Raw genomic sequence first — 16,470 nt, 5'->3', positions numbered from 1 at the left:
ACAAGGCAGTCGTTCAGCGGGCAACCTGCGCTTGGCTGTCCAGCGCCGCATTGAACGACTCGTCAAACACGCTGGCAGCTGGCAGCTGGCAGCTGGCAGCAGGATAGCGTTTGGTCAGCCCGGCGTGGTTGAAAAAATCGATAGTCTGCTGTGCGCCTGCCACCACTTGCGGGGTGATCGGCACCACCACGACCTGAGCGCGGGAAAACCAGCGGCGCGCTACTTGTGCATCGGCTTTGGTCAGCGCAGCCCAGGCGTTGGCGTAGATTTCATTGTGCTGCGGGTCGCTGACCGACCAGGCGCTGCAGGAAATCGCTGATCTGCGCGCGCTTGTCCTTGATGGCCTGATCGTTGGCGACAATAAAGCTTTGCGCAGGGATCAAGCCGTCGGCAGTTGCAATGATTCGTGCGCCCTGACGCTCCTGTTGAGTGACATAGGGCTCCCAGGTCGCAATCGCGTCCACCGAGCCGCCATCCAGCGCGTGAGAGGAATCCAGTGCACTAAGGTAGCGATAGTCCACGGCATCGCGGGCGACACCCGCCCTGTCCAGCGCGGTGAGCATCAATTGCTGGCTGAACGAGCCCTTCCAGATGGCGACTTTCTTGCCGGCCAGATCCGCGACGGTTTTGATCGGCGAATCCTTGCGCACTACGATCGCAACGCCGTCGAGGTTCTGCCGCGATACGCCGATGACCTTGATCGGCGCACCCAGCGCGCCCATGAATAGCGCAGGCGAATCGCCCAGCAAACCGATGTCCAGGCTACCGACGTTCAACGCTTCGGCGACCGGGGAGCCTGCGGTGAACTGCTTCCATTCAAGCTCGTAGGGCAGATCCTTGAGTACACCGGCAGCTTCCATCACGGTCCGGGCGCTGTAACTCTGATCACCGACAATCAGGTCGGCAGCCTGGGTGTTCAGCGTGGCCACAAGGCCCAGCGCCAGGCCCGTCAGCAGGCGTTGGCTCCAGCAGATGATAGTTGTCGGCACAGGCAGGGTCTCCAGAAGCATCGGGCAGATCGAATTGATCGGCAACGACCCTAACACCCGAACAAAAAATTAGCTAAATTCATTTTTGCTCTAGCCTAAGATGCAAAAAAATTATCTAAACCTGTCCAACGAAGCGCTCACCCAGGCGGTTCATTGAGCTCGATAGCTGATTCCAGACGCTCGCGCAGGAATTCGATGAATGCCTGCACTGGACGTGAGGCCTGACGGTGCTGGGGATAAACCGCTGACAGCGTCAAGGGCTCGGGCCGCAAGTCATCTAGCACCCGCACCAGGCTGCCGTCACGCAGCGCCGCGCCAACAATGAACGTCGGCAGGTAGGTGATGCCCAGCCCGGCCACCGCCGTGTCTCTCAGCAGCTCGCCATTATTGGCGCGCATACGCCCGCTGATGTTCAATATCAAAGGCTTGCCCTGCACCTGAAAACGCCATTGCGCCTGACGGCTGTGGCCATAGGGCAGGCAATCATGAGCGTGCAGATCTTCGGGTTTTTGCGGCGTACCGCGCTCGGCCAGGTAGGCAGGGCTGGCGCAGTAGACCCGATCAATCGAGGCAATGCGCCGGGCGATCAGGCTGGAGTCTTCCAGCACCCCGATACGCAGCACCAGGTCATAGCCTTCGCTGATCAAGTCCACCGCACGGTCGCTCAGGTCCACCTCCACCGCCACGTCGCGGTAGCGCTGCAAAAACAGCGGCAGCAGACAGCCCAGATGCGCAACGGCAAACGACAGCGGCGCACTCAGGCGCAGGGTGCCGCGTGGCTCGTTGTTCTGCCCGGTAATCCCCTGCTCGACCTGTTCGACCTCGGCCAGCAGGCGCAGGGCAGACTCGTAGTAACTCTGCCCCAGCGGCGTGACATCCAGACGTCGCGTCGAGCGGTTGAGCAAACGTACGCCCAGCCGTTCCTCCAGTTGCATCAGGCGCCGACTGACAAATTGCTTGGACAGGCCCAGCTTGTCGGACGCCGCCGTGAAGCTGCCGGACTCCATGACCTGGCAGAAAATCCGCATGTCTTCAAAAGGGTTCATGTGTCGTGGCCTGAGTGAACGCTGGGTGCTGTTCGACAGAGCGTAACGTGCCACCCGGCACTGTCAACCACAGCGAGACAGTCATTCATGTTCCAGCTACTTATTGCGACAGTCGATAAGCCGTAACCTTTGTCTCACTTGATCGATTGCTGAATGTGCAGCGTCGATAGACGGATGGAGAAAGAATCATGCTGACTCTTCGTAAAGCTTCCGACCGCGGCGCTGCCAACCATGGCTGGTTGAAATCCTTTCATACCTTTTCCTTTGCCGGTTATCGCAACCCCCAGGAGCAGGGCTTTTCCGATCTGCTGGTGATCAATGACGACCGCGTGATTGCGGGCAAAGGTTTCGGCCAGCACCCACACCGTGACATGGAAATCTTTTCCTACGTTCTGGAAGGTGCGTTGGAACACAAGGATACGCTGGGCACCGGGTCGGTGATTCGCCCTGGCGACGTGCAATTGATGAGTGCCGGCAGCGGCGTGGCGCACAGCGAGTTCAATCATTCGCACACCGAGGGCGTGCATTTTCTGCAGATATGGATCGTGCCGAATGTTGCAGGCGCAACCCCGAACTACCAGCAGGAGCATTTCAGCGCTGAACAGAAACGCGGTCATTTGCAGCTGATCATTTCGCCAGAAGGCGAGAACGGTGCGCTCAAGGTCCGTCAGGACGCTCGTGTGTATGCCGGTCTGTTCAATGGCAATGAAACTGCGACCCTGGAACTGGCTGCCAACCGATATGCCTACGTGCATGTGGCCCGTGGCAGTGTGGTGCTCAATGGGCAGCCGCTTGACGAAGGTGACGGGGTGCGTTTGCGCAACGAACAGGTCATTAGCCTGAGCGAAGGCGTTGACGCAGAAGTGTTGGTCTTTGACATGCGGCCCAATGAACTGCCGCAAATGCCCTGATGTATCGGGCCCGTTACCGGGATCGACATGGCGTTTCTTTCACTTGATCGACGCCTGCGCCTGAGCCACGCTTCGCCCTACAAGGCATAGTATTCACTCCCCCCTGCCCTTGCCGGGCAGCGGGCCGGGTGGGTCAGCGCTATCGAGCATCAGGCGAGGAGAAAACCGTGGCCAGTGATCAACTTGATTGTATCCTTTTGAACCCGCCAAACCCTCTCAAGGCAAGCAGGGTATGGATTATCAGGTCGGCATCTCCGCACAAAGTGCAGGTGCCCGACATATCCATATGCAGCTGCTGACAATTGCCCCTGGAGGCAGGGGCAAGGCTCACAAACATCAGGAGCATGAAACCGCCATCTATGCCCTGAGTGAAGCCACCGGCTGCTGGTATGGCGAGTCGCTGGAAAAGCATGCCATCGTGGAAGAAGGCGACTTCTTTTATATCCCGGCGGGAATGCCGCATGTGCCCTATAATCGCAGCAACGAGCGCGAAGCAACGGTTCTGGTCGCGCGTACTGACCCCAATGAGCAGGAGAGCGTGACCCTGATGCCAGAGCTCGACGAGTTATTGGCGTCCAGACAGGGCTGAGCGTGACATGCGGGAAAGATGATCTTTTATAAAGATGCTCAAAACACACAAACAAAAACGCCGCTCTGATGAGCGGCGTTTTTGTGAATTTGGAGCGGGAAACGAGACTCGAACTCGCGACCCCGACCTTGGCAAGGTCGTGCTCTACCAACTGAGCTATTCCCGCAATATGGCGTCCCCTAGGGGACTCGAACCCCTGTTACCGCCGTGAAAGGGCGGTGTCCTAGGCCACTAGACGAAGGGGACACTGCCTGAAACACAATGGTTTGTGTTTCAGTTCCAGACATCATCCGAAGATGTATTCTGGTTTCACTCAACCCTGCCCTGAGGCAAAGCTGCTTAAAATTGGAGCGGGAAACGAGACTCGAACTCGCGACCCCGACCTTGGCAAGGTCGTGCTCTACCAACTGAGCTATTCCCGCAATGGCGTCCCCTAGGGGACTCGAACCCCTGTTACCGCCGTGAAAGGGCGGTGTCCTAGGCCACTAGACGAAGGGGACACACGTACAACATTCACTACTTATTTGCGCTACGCTGTGTGCTTTACGCTGTAAGTGGCGCGCATTCTATGGATGGATTGAGGGGTCGTCAACCCCCATGTGAAAATTTATTGAAATCAATAACTTCGATGCCGTTCGGACGCTGACCGACTGTCGCCAATCGTTCAGCTGCCTAATCTATATAGAAGAGATGCCGACAAACTCCAGGAGGGACATCTATGCGCAGTAGTGCTTAGCCACTACACTCGCACTAAAACTAATTGAACAAATGAGGTTTGCACAGTGACTCCACTCATGATCACGCTGATGGTATTAGCAGGTATCGCTCTGCTCATCGCGATCGGCTACCTGAATCACGTCGCTGAAAACGGCAAACTGGAAAAGGCCCGCACCAAGGTCGAACTCAGTGATCGCTTGCGTCGCTGCAGCGAAATCACCGAAGTATTCCCCGGCCAGTTGATGTCACCAGCCTTGAAGCTGCTGCTTACGCGTCTGGAACTGAACGTCGTGCAGCGCATGCTCAGCCTGGACAAGGGTAACGCTCAACTCAAGCACCGCATCGGCGAGCTGGAAGAGCAGATCGGCAAAGGCGAACGCATCGACATCCCCAACCAGGTCACGCCGATCCAGACCGAAGCCAAGGCCAAGGACGTGCGTTTCCTTCTGGAAGCCCTGCATGGTCAGGTGACCCGAGCTGCACATGACGGCTTTCTGCAAACCAGCGAAGCCAAACACTGGATCCGCGAAATCCGCACGATTCTGGTCACGCTGCACATCGAGTTCTTCAACAACCTCGGTCAGATGGCCCTCAGCCAGGACCAGCCGGGCCAGGCTCGTCTGGCGTTCGAACGCGGCGTGCAGTATCTGCGCAACCAGCCGGACCCGGTGACGTACCAACAGCAGTTGCTGGCGATGGAAAAACAACTGGCCCGCGCCAACTCAATGGTACTGACCAATACCGCGCCATCCGAAGACGACGACAACGCGCTGACCGAAGGCTTGAAGGCAGACGAAACCGAATCCGAATGGAAGAAGAAAGTCATCTACGATTGATGACTGCCCCGCCGCTGCCGGACCTGTGCTCCGGACAGCGGCAGGTCGAGCGACTCAACAGTCGGTCGATGCCAGAAAGATAGCCGCCAAACGTTCGATCCCCGCCTGATCCACCTCGTTGAAACGCCCCACACTCGGACTGTCCAGGTCCAGCACGCCGATCAGACGCCCATCCTTGACCAACGGCACCACCAGCTCGCTGTTCGATGCGCTGTCGCAGGCGATGTGTCCGGGAAACTCGTGAACGTCCTGAACACGCTGGGTTTGCCGACTCTGCGCTGCTGCACCGCAAACGCCGCGACCAAATGGAATGCGCACGCACGCAATCTGCCCCTGAAACGGACCCAGCACCAGCTCTTCGTTGCGATTGAGGTAAAAACCCGCCCAGTTCAGATCGTCGATCTGCGTATAGAGGAATGCCGAGAACTGCGCCGCATTGGCGATGAAGTAGCGCTCGTCGGCCAGCAATGCCTCAAGCTGGGCGGCCAGCAGACCGTAGCCATTGAGGCCGGCACCGGTGTTTTGCAAATCGATCATGTGTGTTGCTCCAACAATTCAAGTCCTACCCAGTAACATGCAAATTGATACGCGCAGCGGCCATTGCGATTGCCACGCGCGGTCGCCCAGCGAATCGCAGCCTTTTCCAGGCTTTCGTCGCGCTGCCATTGCAAGCCGGCCTTGTCTGCCAGCTGCGTGATCCAGTGCTCGACCACGTTCAGGTAATGTTCCTGGGTAAACGGATAAAACGACAGCCACAGGCCGAAGCGGTCAGACAATGCGATCTTGTCTTCCACGGCTTCGCTGGGGTGCAGCTCGCCGTCGACGTGCTTCCAGTCAACGTTGTCGCTTTCCTTTTCGGGCACCAGATGGCGGCGATTGGAGGTGGCATACAGCAATACGTTATCCGGTGCCTGCTCCAGCGAGCCGTCAAGCACGCTTTTCAGTACACGATAATCACCCTCGCCCGACTCGAACGACAGGTCATCGCAGAACAGTACAAAGCGCTGCGGCAGTTTGTGCAGTTGTTCGACCACACGCGGCAAGTCGCCCAGATGATCACGCTCGATCTCGATCAGGCGCAGACCGGCCGAGGCGTGCTCGGCCAGCAGAGCGCGGATCAGGGACGACTTGCCGGTGCCGCGCGAGCCCCAGAGCAAGGCATGGTTGGCAGGCAGGCCATCGATAAACTGACGTGTATTGCGCCCCAACTGATCGCGCTGCAGGTCCACGCCGATCAGATCGGTCAGGCGCGTATCCAGGCTCACCTGCAACGGCATCAGGTAGCCGCTACGACCCTCTTGCACCCAGCGCGCGGCAAGCGTCTGTGACCAGTCGACCGGCTCGCGCACGGCTGGCAACAGCGGTTCCAGCCGGGCCAGCACGGCATCGGCGCGTTGCAGAAAAGCATCCAACCGAGAATCCACGGGATCTCCTTATATTTAACTGATTGGTCAGCAGTGCCTATCAGCTATGCTTGGCCAACCAGAAGTGGCAGTAAGTACTCATGGATATATCGCTCAAAAACAGGCTTTCGTTCAAGCAGGCGCGCCTGGCTGTACTGATCGGCTTCGCGCTGGGGACCTTGCTGAGCCTGTTCCAGATTGCAATCGATTATGCCAGCGAAGACGCGTCCATCAATCGTGAAATCAAATCACTGCTGGAAATCATCCAGAACCCGGCATCGCGCATTGCCTACAACATCGACTCAGAGCTGGCTCAGGAGCTGACACTCGGGCTGCTGCGCTCGCCTGCCGTGGTCAGCGCGAGACTGACCGATAACAATGACGCTGTGCTCGCAAGCGTCGAACGCCCCATGGCGACAGGGCGCTATCGAGTGTTCAGCGATTGGCTGTTCGGTGAAAGCCGCCAGTTTCAGGAAAAACTGCACCTCAACCATTTGCCGGATGAAACCATCGGCACACTGTACCTGACCGTGGACACCTTCGCTTTCGGCAGCCACTTTCTGCAGCGCGCCGAGATCACTCTGCTCAACGGCTTCGTGCGCAGCCTGGCGCTGGCCGGCATTCTGACCATTCTGTTCTACGCCACCCTGACCAAGCCGCTGGTAAGGGTGATCCGCGAACTGAGCAGTCGCGACCCGCGCAACCCCGACCAAGGGAAAATAACCTGCCCGCCTCACCATGAGCAGGATGAAATCGGCGTATTGGTCGCGACCTTCAATCGTCAATTCGAAACCATGGGCAGCGAGTTCTCCAGACGACGCGCGGCCGAAGATCGGCTGACCGAACATCTCAACGAGCTGGAAAACATTGTTTCGGCACGCACCAATGAGCTCAAGGCCAGCAACATACGCCTGCGCGAATCCAACGAGGAACTACAGATAGCGCGCAGTACGGCGCTGGACATGGCCCATGCGCGCTCGGCGTTTCTGGCGCACATGAGCCACGAAATCCGCACCCCGCTCAACGGCCTGCTGGGCATGCTGGCGCTGTCACTGGACAGCCCGCTCAGCGCCGAGCAGCGCCAGCAACTGATGATCGCCCACGACTCCGGCAAGGTGCTGGTCGAACTGCTCAACGATATTCTCGACATGTCCAAGTTCGACGCAGGTCATCTGGAGATCGAGCGCATTCCCTTCGACCTTGGGGTGTTGATCGAGGACACCGCCAACCTGCTGTCGCAGAATGCGGCCCCCAGCGTGGAGCTGACCTGCCTGATTGCGCCGGACTTTCCGGCCATGGTTACCGGCGACCCTACCCGGGTGCGGCAGATCGTCAGCAACCTGCTGTCCAACGCACTCAAGTTCACCCGTTTTGGGCGCGTGGATGTGCGTCTGACTCACCATAAAGATGTCAGCGGAGAAAACCGGGTACGTATCGAAGTCCGTGACACCGGCATCGGGATTGCGCAGGACGCCCAAGCGAAAATATTCCAGCCGTTCACTCAGGCAGAAACCGCCATCACTCGGCAGTATGGCGGCACCGGGCTGGGTCTGGCGCTGACCAACAATCTCTGCGAGGCCATGAATGGCACGCTGAGTATCCAGTCACAGTCCGGCTTCGGCAGTCAGTTCTGCGCCGAGCTGCCGCTGCCGGTGCATGTGTCCGCTGTCACTCAGACCGCGCTCAGGGGCCGGGTCACTGTGGTCAGCTCGGCCGGCAGCGGCCTGGTGGAGCTGCTTGGCAACTTGCTGCCAACCTGGGGGGTCGATCTCAAGCGACGCAGCATTGATGATCGCCCGGAAGACGTGGACCTCGACAGCAGCCCGGACCTGGTCATTACCGACTGCCCCGAATGCCTGTTTGCGATTCGCCCCACTACACCCGTGCCGATCCTGCTGGTCACTGCCTATGGCAATTTCATGCCCGGCGAACAGTTTACAGCCCTTGCCCCGCTGCAACAGCAGGCTCGACCACTGGCGCGCAACTCGCTTTACCACACGCTGCGGCGTGTACTGGGTCAGGAAGAGACAGGCGTCAGGGACACAAAAGCGCCAGAGCAAACGGCTCAGCGCATGGCCAGAGTACTGTTGGTGGAAGACAACCCGGTCAATCAGCTGGTGGCCAAGGGCATACTTGGCAAGCTGGGGTGCGAAGTGATCATCAGCAGTCACGGCGGCGAGGCCTTGGAACAATTGGAGCAAGGCCACTTTGATCTGGTGTTGATGGACTGCAACATGCCCGTTATGGACGGCTATGAAGCCAGCCGCCAGATCCGCAGCAGCGGCCGCTGGCCAAACCTGCCGATCGTGGCGCTTACCGCCAACGCCATGCCCGATGAACGTGAGCGCTGCAAGGCGGCAGGCATGAACGACTACCTGGCCAAGCCATTCCGGCGCGCCGAACTGGCGGGCATTCTGGACCAGTGGATTCCCATCGCTGATATCCGCTGAAACGGCTTAGCGCAGCAGCGCTTCGATTTCACCGGTCAGTTCCTCGGGCTTGGTCAACGGGGCGAAACGCTTGACCAGCGCGCCATTCCTGCCAATCAGGAACTTGGTGAAATTCCACTTGATTCGCTCGGTCCCCAGCAACCCCGGTGCCTGCTGCTTGAGCTGAACGAACAAGGGATGGGCCTGAGCGCCGTTCACGTCGATCTTCTTGAACAGCGGGAAGCTGACCCCGTAGTTCAGTTCGCAAAACCCGGAAATCGCGCCCTCGTCACCCGGCTCCTGCTTGCCGAACTGATTGCAAGGGAAGCCCAGCACTACCAGCCCTTTATCCTTGTAGTCCAGCCAGAGTTTTTCCAGGCCTTTATATTGCGGGGTAAAGCCGCATTTGCTGGCTGTATTGACCACCAGCACCGCCTTGCCAGCGTAGTCGGCGAGGGTTTTCTGTTCTCCCTTGATCGTAGTGACCGGGATACTCAGCAGGTTTTCGCTCATCAAAAGAGGCCTCAAGACCAGGCGGTGGCTGGATCGGAATGTGAGCACTGACGTTAGCCTGCAACGGCGTGCGGCGCACGCCAATTTTCGGTATTGATACAGGTCGATAAGCCCGGAGCCGCTGCGCGCAGCGGCACAGCAATCGCCCGGCTACTGGCGCGGGACCAGGTCCAGGCACACCGAGTTGATGCAGTAACGCAACCCGGTCGGTGGCGGACCATCGGGAAACACATGACCCAGGTGAGCGTCGCATTTGGCACAGACCACTTCGGTACGAATCATGCCGTGGCTGACATCGCGCACTTCGACCACCGCGCTACCTTCCAGCGGCGCGTAAAAGCTGGGCCAGCCGCAGCCCGAATCGAACTTGGTAGTGGAATCGAACAGCGGCTCATTGCAGCAGATGCAGTGGTAGACGCCTTCTGTCTTTGTCTCGTTGTACTTACCGGAAAACGGCCGCTCGGTGCCTTTCAGGCGGCAAACCTGATACTGCGCCGGGTCGAGCATCTCTTTCCACTCTTCAAGCGTTTTCTGCAACTTGTCCACAGGTACACCTCCAAATTCGAAAAACCCCGATCTGTACCTTTTCCACAGATCAGGTGGCACGTATGATTGCGCCAGGTCAGACGTCAGTCTGGCACCCGCGTTTGTCGCATACAAACCCATTTTCATGGCGAACGTGCTGCGACCTTCATTGCAAGCCGGCAACAGCTCGTCCATTTTCGGGATCATCACCATGCAGTTCAACAAATCGAACAAGCTCGCAAACGTCTGCTACGACATTCGCGGGCCGGTGCTCAAGCACGCCAAACGCCTGGAAGAGGAAGGCCATCGCATCCTCAAGCTGAACATCGGCAACCCGGCACCGTTTGGTTTCGAGGCGCCGGACGAAATCCTGCAGGACGTGATCCGCAACCTGCCGACTGCCCAGGGCTACAGCGACTCCAAGGGCCTGTTCAGCGCCCGCAAGGCCGTCATGCAGTACTACCAGCAGAAGCAGGTCGAAGGCGTCGGCATCGAAGACATCTATCTGGGCAACGGTGTGTCCGAGCTGATCGTGATGTCGATGCAAGCATTGCTCAATAACGGCGACGAAGTGCTGGTTCCGGCACCCGATTACCCATTGTGGACTGCGGCAGTGGCGCTGTCCGGCGGCAGCCCGGTGCATTATCTGTGCGACGAGCAGGCCAACTGGTGGCCGGACCTTGAAGACATCAAGGCCAAAATCACGCCGAACACCAAGGCCATGGTGATCATCAACCCCAACAACCCGACCGGCGCAGTATATTCCCGCGAGGTATTGCTGGGCATGCTGGAGCTGGCTCGCCAGCATAATCTGGTGGTGTTCTCCGACGAAATCTACGACAAGATCCTCTACGACGACGCCGTGCACATCTGCACTGCCTCGCTGGCACCGGACCTGCTGTGCCTGACCTTCAACGGTCTGTCCAAGTCGTATCGGGTCGCAGGCTTCCGCTCCGGCTGGATTGCCATTTCCGGACCGAAACACAACGCACAGAGCTACATCGAAGGCATCGACATCCTGGCCAACATGCGCCTGTGTGCCAACGTGCCGAGCCAGCACGCCATCCAGACTGCGCTGGGCGGCTATCAGAGCATCAACGACCTGATCCTGCCGCCAGGCCGTCTGTTGGAGCAACGCAACCGCACCTGGGAGCTGCTCAACGATATTCCCGGCGTCAGCTGCGTCAAGCCGATGGGCGCGCTGTATGCATTCCCGCGCATCGACCCGAAGGTGTGCCCGATCTTCAACGACGAAAAATTCGTCCTCGATCTGCTGCTCTCGGAAAAACTGCTGGTAGTTCAGGGCACCGCGTTCAACTGGCCATACCCTGATCACTTCCGCGTCGTGACCTTGCCGCGCGTTGATGAGCTGGAGCAGGCCATTGGCCGCATCGGTAACTTTCTGAAGGGTTATCGTCAGTAAACAGACACCGCCCCTCTCGCGCCGCATCCCTGCCCCGACCTGTTCGGGGCAGTTTATTTGTGCCCTGCCAAAACAGCATGAGCGCCCCGCCCTCAACCCTTCAGGCATCGACCACTCTGGCTCAGGCCCCGTTCAGCTCTGCAGGATTACCATCGATTGCGTGAAGAGGACACAGTTTGAAATAGTCCCTCTGTTGAATAGCAGCGGGCATCACCTTATATACCCGGCATCGAGTTACATATTTACCTGAGGAGAACGTTTCGACCATGATGCGCATTTTGCTGTTTTTGGCCACTAACCTTGCGGTCGTGCTGATTGCCAGCATCACCCTGAGCCTTTTTGGCTTCAATGGGTTCATGGCGGCCAACGGGGTTGATCTGAACCTCAATCAGCTGCTGGTTTTCTGCGCTGTGTTCGGTTTCGCGGGCTCGTTGTTCTCGCTGTTCATCTCCAAGTGGATGGCGAAAATGAGTACCGGCACTCAGATCATCAGTCAGCCTCGCACCCGCCATGAGCAATGGTTGCTGCAGACCGTTGAACAACTGTCCCGCGATGCGGGCATCAAGATGCCGGAAGTCGGTATTTTTCCGGCGTATGAAGCCAACGCATTCGCCACGGGCTGGAACAAGAACGATGCACTGGTTGCGGTAAGCCAGGGCCTGCTCGAGCGGTTCTCGCCGGATGAGGTGAAAGCCGTACTGGCGCACGAAATCGGCCACGTTGCCAACGGCGACATGGTCACACTGGCGCTGGTGCAGGGTGTGGTGAACACGTTTGTGATGTTCTTTGCCCGCATCATCGGTAACTTCGTCGACAAGGTGATCTTCAAGAGCGAGAACGGTCAGGGTATTGCCTACTACATCACGACGATTTTCGCCGAGCTGGTATTGGGCTTTCTGGCCAGCGCCATCGTCATGTGGTTCTCGCGCAAACGCGAATTCCGCGCTGACGACGCAGGGGCTCGACTGGCCGGTACGGACGCGATGATCGGTGCGCTGCAACGCCTGCGTTCCGAGCAGGGCGTACCGGTGAACATGCCTGACAGCCTGACGGCGTTCGGCATCAACGCCGGCCTGAAGAAAGGCCTGGCAGGGCTGTTCATGAGCCACCCGCCGCTGGAGCAACGTATCGAGGCGCTGCGCCGCCGCGGTTGATTCAGGTTTCGAGATGACTATCGTGCCGGCGCTCTGCGTCGGCACGCCGTTATGGACGCTCTGCGTCCGGTCCTGAGTGAATGGCACGGCAGGAAAGGCGGCACGGTCGTAAAAGGCTGCGCAATGACCAATATCGTGCTGTCGCAGGTCCCGATTGACCTGCGCCTGATGAAAGCCAATCTACCCTGCCTTCCAACGCTGCAGCCAAAACTCCGCCTGCATGAAACCTCCTGAAAAAAAAGCGCCAGAACTTATATTAGATTTAGATCATGAGAATGACCGACTATGGGGCATTCTCATATTCTGGAGCTGTAAATGTTCCCAAGCCTGTTTATTTCCCATGGCTCTCCCATGCTCGCGCTGGAGCCCGGCGAGAGTGGCCCCGCCCTGACGCGATTGGCCGCCAGCCTGCCCAGGCCTCGCGCCATCATAGTGGTGTCTGCACACTGGGAAAGCCACGAACTGATTGTCAACGGCAATCCACAACCCGAGACCTGGCATGATTTCGGTGGCTTTGCGGCTGAACTGTTTGCGGTGCAGTACCCGGCACCAGGTCTGCCTGAGCTGAGCCGCACGATAGTCGAGTTGCTGGCCGCCAGCGATCTGCCCGCACGCATCGACAGCAGACGACCGTTCGACCATGGTGTCTGGGTGCCCTTGTCGTTGATGTACCCGAATGCCGATATTCGGGTGGTTCAGTTCTCACTGCCCAGCCGCCAGGGCCCCGAGCTACAGACACGGGTGGGCCGCGCGCTGGCCAGCCTGCGCGCACAGGGTGTATTGATTATCGGCTCCGGTAGCATCACGCATAACCTGCGCGATCTGGACTGGAACGGCGGCCCTGGAAGCACAGAGCCATGGGCTGCAACGTTTCGTGACTGGATGATCGACAAGCTGCAAAACGACGATGACGCCGCACTGCACCACTACCGCAGTCTTGCTCCTCATGCGGTGCGAGCACACCCGAGTGACGAGCATTTGCTGCCGCTGTATTTCGCACGCGGTGCAGGCGGTATCTTCGGCATTGCCTATCAGGGCTTCACCATGGGCGCGCTAGGGATGGATATCTACCGCTTCGATTGATCCCGAAAAGATCCGACCGCCCGAATTCGAGACAAAAAAATCCCCGAACCAGTCGGGGATTTTTTTATTGACCTATCAGCTCAGAAGCCGATCAGTCTTCGCGATAGCGACGCAGCTTGAGCTGCTTGCCAGCAACACGGGTGTCCTTGAGCTTGGTCAGCAGACGCTCAAGACCATCTTCCGGCAGCTCGACCAGGCTGAAGCTGTCACGCACCTGGATGCGGCCGATAGCTTCGCGGGCCAGGCCGCCTTCGTTGAGAATGGCACCCAGCAGGTTCTTGGCAGCGATACCATCACGCGCACCCAGCGCGGTACGGCAACGAGCACGACCTTCGGCCAGCGGGACCGGCGCACGACGCTCACGCTCAGGACGATCACCGCGATCGCTGCTGCCGCTACGCTCTGGACGATCACCGCGAGGGGCGTTGTTCGGAACCAGCGGGCGCTCGCGCTCGATAGCTGCCAGGGTCAGAGCCTGACCGTTGGTAGCCTTGCGCAGCAGTGCAGCAGCAAGGGCACGCGGGCTGCAACCGATGTCGGCAGTCAGACGATCCAGCAGATCGCCATGAGTCGATTCGGCATCGGCAACCAGTGGCGACAGGCTGTTGGTCAGTTTCTTGATGCGGGCATCCAGAACGGCCTGGGCATCCGGCAGGCGGACTTCAGCAACCTTCTGACCGGTTACACGCTCGATCACCTGCAGCATACGGCGCTCGCGAGGAGTTACCAGCAGCAGTGCACGACCTTCGCGACCGGCACGACCGGTACGGCCGATACGGTGAACGTAGGATTCTGGATCGTAAGGCATGTCCACGTTGAATACGTGGGTGATACGCGGAACGTCAAGACCACGGGCAGCAACGTCGGTCGCTACAACGATGTCCAGACGGCCATCCTTGAGGGAATCGATAACGCGCTCGCGCTGGTTCTGAGCGATGTCACCGTTCAGTGCAGCAGCCTTGTAGCCTTTGGCTTCAAGGGCGCTTGCCAGGTCCAGGGTCGCCTGCTTGGTGCGGACGAACATGATCAGGGCGTCGAAGTCTTCGACTTCCAGCAGGCTCAGTACAGCGGAGGTCTTCTGGTCAGCGTGAACCAGCAGGTGAGCCTGCTCGATCGCGGTAACGGACTGGGTCTTGGTCTGGATCTTGACGTGCTTCGGATCGCGCAGATGGCGCTCGGCGATGGCACGGATCGACTGTGGCAGCGTTGCCGAGAACAGTACGGTCTGGCGGGTTTCAGGCATGGCCTTGAAGATGACTTCGAGGTCGTCCATGAAGCCCAGCTTGAGCATTTCGTCCGCTTCATCGAGAACCAGATGGTTCACGGTTGCCAGGACTTTCTCGTCACGACGCAGGTGGTCGCAGAGACGGCCCGGGGTGGCGACAACGATTTGTGCGCCGTTGCGGATGGCCTTGAGCTGCGGGCCCATTGGCGCGCCGCCGTAGACCGCTACAACGGTCACGCCCGGCATTTGTTTGGCGTAGGTCTCGAACGCGGTGGCAACCTGAAGTGCCAGTTCGCGGGTCGGGGCCAGGATCAGTGCTTGCGGCTCGCGCTTGCTCGGGTCGATGCGATGCAGGATAGGCAGTGCGAACGCGGCAGTTTTACCCGTACCAGTTTGCGCCTGACCAATCATGTCGTGACCGGCGAGAATAATCGGGATCGATTGCTGCTGAATGGCCGAAGGCTCTTCGTAGCCAGTGGCGACGACTGCTGCAACGATATTTGGATGAAGTTCGAGAGCGGCGAAGCCGCCGATTTCCTGGGTCATGGGTCTGCCTCTAGTGCATCCGCAAAGACCCATGCTTCAAAGCTGCGCGTGCCGTGTACGACCTTGAGGTCACCCTGGCTGCTTTGTCGGCGGGGATTTGCGAAAACGTTTGATGAATGGATCGTCCAGGCTAGTCCGTTGTGCGAACAAGCAACCGAAGCTGGCTTCGGGGTACTGCAATACCTTGACGAGGGCCCTGTTAAGGCCGGCGCGCACTATACCGGAAATATGCACCTTAGTGAGTCTTTTTTTGCGAAACATTGCGCCATCCTTGAGCAACCCAAGGCCCTTGGTCCGGGCAGAGGGCTGGCCGACAAGGGCGCGGGCCCGAGATTGCTGGCGTTGCCGCTTAAACGTTTAATCTGCTCTTGCGGATGGCCGGTATCCCGACCTGCGGGGTGTGGCGAATTGTCTCACCCCTGATTTCAGACCAGCCAGCACATGCCTCGCCCGCTCAAGTCGCGGAACGGACCGCCCTGATCAACGACTCCAGCGAGTACCCCAGATGCGGCGCAAGTGCCTCGGCACGCGAACTCAATGCCTCGATATCCAGCGTCTGATCGAGGTCGGCAGGCACAATCAGAATGACGTTGCCCTCCTTTACCGGCAGCTCCCAGTAATGACGGTGGTACAAACCCCGCAGCAAGGCCGCGCCCAGCGGTTTACCGTCGTCGGTGGCCCACTGGTTGATGATCAGCCAGCCACCGGGATTGAGGCGTTGCTGGCAGCCCTGCAAAAAATTCCAGGCCAAATGCCCGACGCCCGGCCCGACATCAGTGTAAAGGTCGACAAAGATCAGGTCGGCAGGCTCTGCGCTGTCCAGCAACTCCAGCGCATCGCCGATGCGGATATACAGACGCGGATCGTCATCGAGCCCCATGAACTCCATGGCCAGACGCGGCACATCAGGGCGCAGCTCGATGACTTCCACGTCTTCAAGCGGCAGGAACTTCATGCAGGCCTGGGTCAGCGTACCCGCACCCAGCCCTAGGGTTTGTCTGAAAAGTCAGCCCGCAAGCATCTTTCGATGCAAGCCAGTGTGACCATCGCTTTAAAGCTACTTGCCAGCTTGTCGTAACGC

At 58.9% G+C, this 16,470-nt stretch carries 13 protein-coding genes, 4 tRNA genes and 3 pseudogenes; 7 read left to right on the top strand and 13 right to left on the bottom strand.

Annotation, left to right across the window (positions count from 1 at the left end; genetic code table 11):
* Nucleotides 1-13: 13 nt before the first annotated feature.
* Nucleotides 14-1,010, bottom strand: a pseudogene (locus AO277_RS22980) (ABC transporter substrate-binding protein).
* Nucleotides 1,011-1,126: 116 nt separating this feature from the next.
* Nucleotides 1,127-2,035: a LysR family transcriptional regulator gene (locus tag AO277_RS22975; protein ID WP_002554526.1), complete on the bottom strand. Its 909-nt coding sequence runs from the start codon at nucleotides 2,033-2,035 to the stop codon at nucleotides 1,127-1,129.
* A gap of 188 nt (nucleotides 2,036-2,223) precedes the next feature.
* Between AO277_RS22975 and AO277_RS22970 the strand changes: the two genes are divergently transcribed.
* Both AO277_RS22970 and AO277_RS22965 read left to right on the top strand, forming a co-directional pair.
* Nucleotides 2,224-2,946: a pirin family protein gene (locus AO277_RS22970; RefSeq protein WP_002554527.1), complete on the top strand. Its 723-nt coding sequence runs from the start codon at nucleotides 2,224-2,226 to the stop codon at nucleotides 2,944-2,946.
* Between the two features lie 232 nt (nucleotides 2,947-3,178).
* The gene (locus AO277_RS22965) at nucleotides 3,179-3,535 is read left to right on the top strand and encodes a cupin domain-containing protein (protein WP_231994954.1); all 357 of its coding nucleotides are present in this window, start codon (nucleotides 3,179-3,181) and stop codon (nucleotides 3,533-3,535) included.
* Between the two features lie 90 nt (nucleotides 3,536-3,625).
* On the opposite strand, the gene AO277_RS22960 is transcribed toward AO277_RS22965, so the two are convergent.
* The 4 genes from AO277_RS22960 to AO277_RS22945 all read right to left on the bottom strand — a co-directional run bounded on the left by AO277_RS22960 (nucleotide 3,626) and on the right by AO277_RS22945 (nucleotide 4,035).
* A tRNA-Gly gene (locus tag AO277_RS22960) sits at nucleotides 3,626-3,701 on the bottom strand.
* Between the two features lie 4 nt (nucleotides 3,702-3,705).
* A tRNA-Glu gene (locus AO277_RS22955) sits at nucleotides 3,706-3,781 on the bottom strand.
* A 100-nt stretch (nucleotides 3,782-3,881) separates the two neighbouring features.
* Nucleotides 3,882-3,957 (bottom strand) — tRNA-Gly (locus AO277_RS22950).
* 2 nt (nucleotides 3,958-3,959) lie between these two features.
* Nucleotides 3,960-4,035: transfer RNA gene (locus AO277_RS22945), tRNA-Glu, on the bottom strand.
* Between the two features lie 294 nt (nucleotides 4,036-4,329).
* Here AO277_RS22945 and AO277_RS22940 point away from each other — a divergent pair.
* A complete protein-coding gene (locus AO277_RS22940) occupies nucleotides 4,330-5,088 on the top strand; it encodes a hypothetical protein (RefSeq protein ID WP_031595469.1) in 759 nt (252 codons plus the stop codon).
* A gap of 54 nt (nucleotides 5,089-5,142) precedes the next feature.
* Here the strand turns inward: AO277_RS22940 and msrC are convergent, their stop codons facing one another.
* The gene (msrC, locus tag AO277_RS22935; protein ID WP_044318900.1) at nucleotides 5,143-5,625 is read right to left on the bottom strand and encodes a free L-methionine (R)-S-oxide reductase MsrC; all 483 of its coding nucleotides are present in this window, start codon (nucleotides 5,623-5,625) and stop codon (nucleotides 5,143-5,145) included.
* The gene (locus AO277_RS22930; RefSeq protein WP_044318901.1) at nucleotides 5,622-6,512 is read right to left on the bottom strand and encodes an ATP-binding protein; all 891 of its coding nucleotides are present in this window, start codon (nucleotides 6,510-6,512) and stop codon (nucleotides 5,622-5,624) included. The genes msrC and AO277_RS22930 overlap by 4 nt, the downstream gene beginning before the upstream one ends.
* Before the next feature lie 80 nt (nucleotides 6,513-6,592).
* Here AO277_RS22930 and AO277_RS22925 point away from each other — a divergent pair, with 80 nt between their 5' ends.
* Nucleotides 6,593-8,941, top strand: coding sequence for a hybrid sensor histidine kinase/response regulator (locus AO277_RS22925; RefSeq protein ID WP_044318902.1), 2,349 nt, complete (start codon nucleotides 6,593-6,595; stop codon nucleotides 8,939-8,941).
* A 6-nt stretch (nucleotides 8,942-8,947) separates the two neighbouring features.
* On the opposite strand, the gene AO277_RS22920 is transcribed toward AO277_RS22925, so the two are convergent.
* Both AO277_RS22920 and msrB read right to left on the bottom strand, forming a co-directional pair.
* The gene (locus tag AO277_RS22920) at nucleotides 8,948-9,433 is read right to left on the bottom strand and encodes a glutathione peroxidase (protein ID WP_004665941.1); all 486 of its coding nucleotides are present in this window, start codon (nucleotides 9,431-9,433) and stop codon (nucleotides 8,948-8,950) included.
* Between the two features lie 150 nt (nucleotides 9,434-9,583).
* On the bottom strand, nucleotides 9,584-9,979 hold the full coding sequence (gene msrB / locus AO277_RS22915; protein WP_002554534.1) for a peptide-methionine (R)-S-oxide reductase MsrB: 396 nt from the start codon (nucleotides 9,977-9,979) through the stop codon (nucleotides 9,584-9,586).
* Nucleotides 9,980-10,169: 190 nt separating this feature from the next.
* On the opposite strand from msrB, the gene AO277_RS22910 reads away from it, so the two are divergent.
* The 3 genes from AO277_RS22910 to AO277_RS22895 all read left to right on the top strand — a co-directional run bounded on the left by AO277_RS22910 (nucleotide 10,170) and on the right by AO277_RS22895 (nucleotide 13,618).
* Nucleotides 10,170-11,381: a pyridoxal phosphate-dependent aminotransferase gene (locus AO277_RS22910; RefSeq protein ID WP_004657364.1), complete on the top strand. Its 1,212-nt coding sequence runs from the start codon at nucleotides 10,170-10,172 to the stop codon at nucleotides 11,379-11,381.
* A gap of 266 nt (nucleotides 11,382-11,647) precedes the next feature.
* Nucleotides 11,648-12,535, top strand: coding sequence for a protease HtpX (htpX, locus tag AO277_RS22905; protein ID WP_002554536.1), 888 nt, complete (start codon nucleotides 11,648-11,650; stop codon nucleotides 12,533-12,535).
* Nucleotides 12,536-12,850: 315 nt separating this feature from the next.
* The gene (locus AO277_RS22895) at nucleotides 12,851-13,618 is read left to right on the top strand and encodes a DODA-type extradiol aromatic ring-opening family dioxygenase (RefSeq protein ID WP_044318904.1); all 768 of its coding nucleotides are present in this window, start codon (nucleotides 12,851-12,853) and stop codon (nucleotides 13,616-13,618) included.
* 91 nt (nucleotides 13,619-13,709) lie between these two features.
* Here the strand turns inward: AO277_RS22895 and AO277_RS22890 are convergent, their stop codons facing one another.
* The 3 genes and pseudogenes from AO277_RS22890 to AO277_RS22875 all read right to left on the bottom strand — a co-directional run.
* Nucleotides 13,710-15,389 (bottom strand): DEAD/DEAH box helicase, encoded by a 1,680-nt coding sequence (locus AO277_RS22890; RefSeq protein WP_044318905.1) that lies wholly within the window; start codon nucleotides 15,387-15,389, stop codon nucleotides 13,710-13,712.
* A 454-nt stretch (nucleotides 15,390-15,843) separates the two neighbouring features.
* A pseudogene (locus tag AO277_RS22880) lies at nucleotides 15,844-16,380 on the bottom strand (spermidine synthase); the annotation flags it as partial.
* Nucleotides 16,377-16,470, bottom strand: a pseudogene (locus AO277_RS22875) (IS5/IS1182 family transposase); the annotation flags it as partial. The pseudogenes AO277_RS22880 and AO277_RS22875, both read right to left, overlap by 4 nt.

This window comes from Pseudomonas amygdali, assembly GCF_002699855.1.
GTDB classification, from domain to species: domain Bacteria; phylum Pseudomonadota; class Gammaproteobacteria; order Pseudomonadales; family Pseudomonadaceae; genus Aquipseudomonas; species Aquipseudomonas amygdali.
The sequence above is the reverse complement of the archived record's forward strand: the minus strand, read 5'-3'. Positions and strand labels throughout refer to the sequence as shown.

Bases quoted from the DNA above. Each gene is read 5' to 3' on its own strand.
- AO277_RS22975 (WP_002554526.1), bottom strand. From the start codon at position 2,035: ATGAACCCTTTTGAAGACATGCGGATTTTCTGCCAGGTCATGGAGTCC.
- AO277_RS22970 (WP_002554527.1), top strand. From the start codon at position 2,224: ATGCTGACTCTTCGTAAAGCTTCCGACCGCGGCGCTGCCAACCATGGC.
- AO277_RS22965 (WP_231994954.1), top strand. From the start codon at position 3,179: ATGGATTATCAGGTCGGCATCTCCGCACAAAGTGCAGGTGCCCGACAT.
- AO277_RS22940 (WP_031595469.1), top strand. From the start codon at position 4,330: ATGATCACGCTGATGGTATTAGCAGGTATCGCTCTGCTCATCGCGATC.
- msrC (WP_044318900.1), bottom strand. From the start codon at position 5,625: ATGATCGATTTGCAAAACACCGGTGCCGGCCTCAATGGCTACGGTCTG.
- AO277_RS22925 (WP_044318902.1), top strand. From the start codon at position 6,593: ATGGATATATCGCTCAAAAACAGGCTTTCGTTCAAGCAGGCGCGCCTG.
- AO277_RS22920 (WP_004665941.1), bottom strand. From the start codon at position 9,433: ATGAGCGAAAACCTGCTGAGTATCCCGGTCACTACGATCAAGGGAGAA.
- AO277_RS22910 (WP_004657364.1), top strand. From the start codon at position 10,170: ATGCAGTTCAACAAATCGAACAAGCTCGCAAACGTCTGCTACGACATT.
- htpX (WP_002554536.1), top strand. From the start codon at position 11,648: ATGATGCGCATTTTGCTGTTTTTGGCCACTAACCTTGCGGTCGTGCTG.
- AO277_RS22895 (WP_044318904.1), top strand. From the start codon at position 12,851: ATGTTCCCAAGCCTGTTTATTTCCCATGGCTCTCCCATGCTCGCGCTG.
- AO277_RS22890 (WP_044318905.1), bottom strand. From the start codon at position 15,389: ATGACCCAGGAAATCGGCGGCTTCGCCGCTCTCGAACTTCATCCAAAT.